The sequence below is a fragment of the Rhodopirellula sp. JB055 genome (assembly GCF_043100905.1).
GTDB lineage: Bacteria > Planctomycetota > Planctomycetia > Pirellulales > Pirellulaceae > Rhodopirellula.
In genome coordinates, this window is sequence record NZ_JBICHO010000412.1 from 1 (window position 1) to 6835 (window position 6835).

Sequence of the window (6835 nt, forward strand, 5' to 3'; positions counted from 1 at the left end):
GTGAACGGCAAGAAGATGTCCAAGAGTGAAGGCACCTTCATCAAAGCCGAAACATTTTTGAAACACATTGATCCCTCGGCGCTGCGTTACTTTTACGCGACGAAACTTTCTTCGCGAGTCGAAGACCTCGACTTGGGAGTCGACGAGTTTGTTGAAAAGGTCAACTCCGACCTGGTCGGCAAAGTTGTCAACTTGGCCAGCCGCGTTGGGAAATTCGCCAGCCGAACCGGATTGTCACCGTCGTACCCGGATGACGGAGGGCTGTTCCAATCCGCCGCCGCCAAGGGCGACGAAATCGCCTCGGCGTACGAAGACGGCGAGTATTCCAAAGCAATGCGTTTGATCATGGAATTGGCCGACGCGGCAAACCCGTTTGTCGAACACGCCAAGCCATGGGAAATGAACAAAGATGCCGAACGACAAGACGAGCTGCGAGACGTTTGCACGGTCGCATTGAATCTGTTTCGGCAACTGGCCATTTACCTGGCCCCAGTCCTTCCCGAACTGGCAAAGAAATGTGGCGACTTGCTCGGGGAACCGATCACGTCGTGGGAACAAAGTCAATCGCCACTGACTGATCGTGGCGTCAACAAATTTCAACGTATGATGGACCGTGTCAAACTCGAGGATCTCGAAGCAATGATGGAAGAAAGCAAAGACGAAGCGACTCAAGAGAACGAAACCGTTGCCGCCAACCCGTTCAACGACAGCGACCAACCGCTCAAGGACGAACCGCTCGCCGATGAAATCACGATCGATGATTTCATGAAGGTTGACCTGCGGGTCGCTCGCGTGCTCTCCGCCGAACATGTGCCAGAAGCCAACAAGCTTCTGAAATTGACACTCGGCTTGGGTGGCGACGAAACTCGCCAAGTCTTCGCGGGCATCAAAGCCGCTTACGATCCTGAAAAACTGGTCGGCCGTTTGGTCGTAATGGTTGCCAATCTCAAGCCACGCAAAATGCGGTTTGGACTCAGCGAAGGCATGGTCACCGCGGCCGGCCCCGGTGGCGAAGAAGTCTTCGTTCTCGGCATCGACGAAGGCGCCTTGCCCGGCCAACGAGTCCACTGACCCCAGTGTCATAGGCTTCCAGCCTGTGAAGAAGAACGCACCAAGTAGGATGGGCACTCTTGCCCGTCCGAGTCGGCCAAGTCCACCCATCACAACCCGAAGCGTCAGCGAGGGAAAAACCATGTTGACTTCGCCTCGCTCACGCGTCGGGTTATGAAAAAACCAATGCCCCCATCACAACCCGAAGCGTCAGCGAGGGACTCCCCCAACTCCCCCGACGGCTCCATCCGGGGCAAACCCCAGACGCCAGCCACCACTTATTACTCGAACGTCCCCTAAGAGAGTCGAGGTGAGGGTGACGCACTGCCGATCCCACCTCTGTCACTGAAACGCCTTGCCCCTTAAGACTGACAGCCAGTGAAAATTTCTCCGATGAAAATTCTCATTGTGCATTGCCACTTCGAACGGGGCGGCGTCACCCAGGTGGTCGACAACCATGTCCACTGCTTGCATGAATCAAGCGAAATCGATGAGGTCGCTCTCATCAGTGGCCCTCGTCAAAGCGGACTCCAGCCCGCCACGCGGTCCAACGCCTCCTTGTGGACTCTCTCGTCCCTGGAATACGACTCGCTACGAGATTGTTCGCAGAGTGTTTCGCAACAAGCCGAACAAACGGCTCGCGAATTGGACGAGCAATGCCAACGCGCTGGCTGGACTCGCGAGCAGACGGTCATCCACTGGCACAATCACAGCCTCGGCAAAAACGCCGCTGCTCCGCTGGTGATCCAGCGTTTGGCGAATCTTGGTTATGCGTGCCTGATGCAGATTCATGACTTCGCCGAAGACCAACGGCCACAAAACTGGGCGCATCTCAAAACGGTCCACGATTGCGATCACGTCCAAGACCTCGACAAGATCTTGTACCCGCACGGCGAGCGACTGTCTTACGCAACCTTGACCACCGGCGACGCGGAGACGTTGTCGAAGTTTGGAATTTCAAACTCACGCATTGATGTGTTGCCCAACAGCGTTCGACTTCCAAATGGCGAGCTGCCTGATTTTGAAACCGCGGCGCAGCGAGTCGCGAAAGCATTTCAGTTGTCCACTGATTTCCTCTGGATGCTTTATCCAGTTCGTGGAATCCGCCGCAAGAACCTCGGCGAATTCTTGCTGATGTGCCAAATGGTCGGTCGGCCGACCGTGGGCGCGATGACGCTTGCCCCCGCCACCCCGATGGAAAGACTTTCCTACGAACGCTGGCGGGCGGTTGCCGAACAAAACGTTGACAACGTCGTCTTTGATGCTGCCCACCATGAATCCATCCGGTTCGTGGACAATCTTTCGGCAGCCAGCGTCGTGGTTTCGTCCAGCGTGGCCGAAGGCTTTGGCATGGTCTTTCTCGAACCGTGGCTCGCCTCGCGCCCCGTCGTCGCGAGAAACCTTCCCGGCGTGACCCGCGATTTTATGAACCAAGGCATGCACCTGGACCAGCTCTATGACGCGGTCATGATTCCCGGTTCGGCGTCCTGGCTCGAGGAAGCAGAACGCCAATTCGCTGCCGCCAAAACCAACGCGTGGAAGGGAGTCCGATCCCCAGGCGACGCCGCCGTGTCTCGCGATCGCGACTGGATCGATTTCGCGAGATTGACGCCTAAGCTGCAGATCGAGGTGATCCACCGCTTCACCACTGATCCCGGATTCGCGAAAGAAATCCGGCAGCGAAACGCCGCGTTGTGCGACGCATTGAGAACCGCAAGCGATCCGGCGACGATCGCTCACAACCGAAACATCGTGGCGACAAAGTACGGGGCGGAAAACCAAAGGCAGCAGTTGCTCGGCGTTTATCGAAAAGCGATTCTCAACGAAAGCCCCACTGCCACCGATTCTTTGAACACCAAAACCATGTTGAATTTGGTGGAACATTCGCGGCCCTTTTATCCCTGCCGCGTCGAGCAACTGGACTGAACGACTCAGCGACGTCTGTTGCTGGAGCGACCTGCCATCTGCTTGCCCTTGGGACGAACCAAAAAGACTTTCGGATCATCAACGATGAACGAAGTGCTCCAACGACGTCCGTCATCCGCACTGCAAATGTTGTAGAAGAACGTCCGCATGCGTTCGGCTTCGTACCCATATGGGAACTGGCTGGTGATGTAGTCTTCTTCGGTCAGGTCATCCACACCTGGCGATGCATAGTAGTGCACCATGCCATCCGGTGTGACGCTCATGCCCAACGTCCACCAACCGGTGGTGGTGATCTGCGGTCCACGAAAGTCGCCCCCTCGCTGGTTGCTGCGAACTCGCAAGTAGGCGTAGTCGTCGCTACGACTTCGGCTGTCTGCCTTGCTTTCGAATTCGATGAACAATCCTGGCCAGTAGATCTCGTTGCCCATCTCTTTGCGTTTGAGTTTGAACAGCCCGATCTCTTTCTCGATCATCGCGGTCGTTTCGAGCGCCAAGCGGAACCCAAAGTGAGGGCCGCTGCGTTTTTCCCATTCCGCCACGGGTGGCAAGAACACTCGCGTCGTGACACTGGGCACCTCCGACACGTCGATGCGTCGTTTCAGTCGATACTGAACATTCGCGATGAAGTCATCCTGGTGCATCGTCCCACTGGAATTGCCGGGAATCCCAGTGAACTTGCTCCGCATTAGCAGAGCGCCTTCGCTGCCTGGCAAGCCGCCGGCTGGCGTCGCCACGCGTTGAACCACGTCGGGATGGCCTCGCTTGATGCCTTCGTACCAACGGCCGTTGGTGCTTTTTCCCATCGGAGCACGTTGATTCTCATCAATGTCCTCCGTGCTCTTGGGATTGTTCGGCACGTAACGCCACGACTCGTCTTCGAAATCGTCGGCAACGCCAACGAGCTCGGTCCCGGTACCTGGCACGACCGGACGCTGGGCTTCGGCGGTGCCCACGCCCCAGACACTCGTCCAAACTGCGACGCCAGCGACGAAGGCAGATCGCCATCGACGCGCCACCGGCTCCTGATTATCCACCGGCTCCACAGTTCGCAGTGCGAAAAGGCCGACCCAACGGTTGGTGTTGCTCTGCATTGCTACTTCCGTCACTTCCGTTCCCAAAGGATTGAAATGGACATGGATCGCGGCCTGAACGACGGTGCCGTGGGCGAAACGATGATCCATGACGGAGGCCCCCCTCCAACCGGAACAATCGGCACATTTTCACCCGCACTCCAATCGTTCCCGCGACGGCTGGGAAACTTTTGCGTCCGAGTTCGTGCACCGATCCGAAAGATCGAACCCCGCGATCGTCAAAACCGGTCCGACCCGTACAACCGCTCGCACTTCACCGGCGAATGCGACAGAACCACAGAATCCACACCTCGATCGCTCGAATTTCGCAGGAACGGGACTATGGTTACCTGTGTCAGAGGGACGCACCCTGCACCATGATTTACCCGAATATGAAGCGTCCCCCCGTGCGAGGCGTGGTCGGTTCTTCGGAGCCGGCCTCGCCTTTTTTTGTGCGCGTGATTCCAACGTCGATCTGACGGGGCCTGCAAACAGTTGCCAAACCGACAAACGGGCGGGCAGTCCCTCTTCGGACTCTCCCGAACGTTCCAAATGCTCTGTCATTCGGGATTTTCGTTGACGGGAGGCGGTCCGTCGGTGAATAATGGGACCCTACGAAACATTCGCGTTTCGAACCTTTTCGGCCGTGCTCTTCTCTCCGAAGGTGTTCCTTTGCGACACGCCACTACGATTTCGTCTTCGTCCCGTTCCTCTGGCCCCATTGCCGCCGCTGCGCAGGTGGAATCAGCGAACGGGGGCCAGGCTTCCAACCACCACCGCGCCAAACGCCTGTGGATCCTTTGCTTGGTGATGGTGCTGTGCTGGTTGTTCAGCGGAATCGCGTTTGGGCAGGCGTTCGAGACGATCAACCTGCCGGCTGCCGCGGTGACGCCGGAAAAAATCGCGGGATACGAACGAGCCGCGAAAACGCTGGCCTCAACACGCAAAGCGGAACAACTGACGGACGATGTCAAGAAAGACGCGCGGATCTACATCGAATACATCGTTCCTTACAAGATGGTCCGCAAGGAATACCTGAAGGAAATGGCGCCGATGCTGGCGGCTCTCGAGAAGTCCGTTTCCAGAGCTCAGGGAAGCAACACCCCGGGCAAAACGATTCTGCTGAAGAACGTTTACAACGGGATGACCAAGGTTGCAAAGGGAAACTACATCCCCGCCGCACGCATCAACGCCGTTTTGGTTCTGGGCCGGTTGGACAGCCTTCCGTATGATGGAAACTCAGGCCGGCCACCTAGGCCGTTGGGCGCTGTCGTTCCAGCTTTGTTCAACACGCTGGTGGGTCTCTACGAAGACGAACAGGAAGTCGATGGCGTTCGCGCGGCTGCTCTGCAGTCCCTGCACCGTATTGCGATGTATGGCTTCCCTTCCTTGAAAGCCGAAAACAAAGCGAAGTTGACCCAGGTCATGACCGACTTGCTGGAAGCCCCTGCACCGGAAGGCCGCGACGCCAAAGCACATGCCTATCTGCAACGTTTTGCCGTCGACATCCTGCACTACATCAGCACGCCGCAAGACAAGACACTTGGCAAACAACTGATTTCTATCAGCACCAACGAAGAACAACCTGACTTGATCGCGTTGTATTCCGCATCGCAACTCGGCGACATGTCCACCGAACTGGAAGGCCAGGTCGCTGACACGGAAGGCGTGTTGAAAAGCTGGTCTCGCCGTGCTTTTGCCACAGTGGAATCTGAGATCAATCGTTTGAATGCGCTGGACCGGACCACAACGATGGCCGTCAAACAGCCCCCAAGCCCAGACACATTCTTGGGAGTCAAAGAAGAAAAAAAGAAGCAAAAGGACAAGAGCCGTACCGGTGCCGGGATGATGGGCGGCGGCATGGGGATGGGCATGGACGACATGATGGGCGGCATGGGAATGGATGACTCCATGATGATGGATGGCATGGACATGGGGATGGGAATGGACGGTATGGAAGGTATGGGTATGGACGAAATGATGGGCGGCATGGGAATGGGCATGATGGGACGGACGCCAGCCGCGAAGCCGCAACCACCAGAAGTTTCCCTTTCGCGCCGCCGGATCACCATGGTGCTTCAACAATTGCTTCGAGGAGCCGTTGGCTCCCCCGTGGCTGAAGTCCCAAACACTCCCTCAGGCCTGATCTCCGCCGCGTCGGACGAAGACAAGAAAACCTTGACATCCTGGGTGGACGACATCCGTCCAATCGCGGAAGCCATCAACGACGACATGCTGGACGACAAGAAAAAGTGGATGGAATCCCTGGAAGAACAACGGGTCGCTCTCGCCAAATTGGCGGGTGTCGAACTGTCCGGCGAAGATGAAGATAACGGCGGCGATCGACGCGCCGTCGGCTTGCCGATGCTTGGCCTTCCCGGCGATCAACCAGCCGCTCTTCCCGGTGACCTTCCCGCGGCCGATGCACCAGGGGCTGGATTGCCTGAAGGTGGTTTGCCAGGGGCAGGATTGCCAGGGGCGAACTGACTCGCTCCCGCCAACCAACGGCCCCAACCACGTGATGGGTGTCCCCTTCACGAATCAGACCGTGCACTTTTCGAGTGCTCTGTTCGTGCCGTCTTGCGACCCTCCCCTCGCTTCGCTCGATCCTCCCAAGGGAGGATGATCTTAAACGCTTGGCAACGCAGCAGTTAAAAACTGCATGACCTCTGCAGCGGGAGGGATTCGGAATGCGAGCGTTCAGCGAGATCCCCTGGGGGGAGAGCTACTCGCGCCGTTTCCCGCGTCGCCTCCAAGGTGCTGAAGAACCGCCGCACCAACGAGGAAGT

4 protein-coding genes are annotated in these 6835 nt (G+C 57.4%); 3 read left to right on the forward strand and 1 reads right to left on the reverse strand.

Translation table 11 applies throughout. The features are described from left to right. Together metG and ACF8AM_RS16120 are read left to right on the forward strand one after the other, a co-directional pair. The coding region (metG, locus tag ACF8AM_RS16115; protein WP_392556618.1) for a methionine--tRNA ligase subunit beta at positions 1-1071 on the forward strand (1071 nt) is incomplete at its 5' end. A gap of 372 nt (positions 1072-1443) precedes the next feature. After that, a complete protein-coding gene (locus tag ACF8AM_RS16120; RefSeq protein ID WP_392556619.1) occupies positions 1444-2976 on the forward strand; it encodes a hypothetical protein in 1533 nt (510 codons plus the stop codon). A 5-nt stretch (positions 2977-2981) separates the two neighbouring features. Here the strand turns inward: ACF8AM_RS16120 and ACF8AM_RS16125 are convergent, their stop codons facing one another. Further along, a complete protein-coding gene (locus tag ACF8AM_RS16125; RefSeq protein ID WP_392556620.1) occupies positions 2982-4157 on the reverse strand; it encodes a hypothetical protein in 1176 nt (391 codons plus the stop codon). Between the two features lie 561 nt (positions 4158-4718). On the opposite strand from ACF8AM_RS16125, the gene ACF8AM_RS16130 reads away from it, so the two are divergent. Then, complete coding sequence (locus ACF8AM_RS16130; RefSeq protein ID WP_392556621.1) at positions 4719-6533, forward strand: hypothetical protein; 1815 nt, start codon at positions 4719-4721, stop codon at positions 6531-6533. Positions 6534-6835 lie beyond the last annotated feature (302 nt).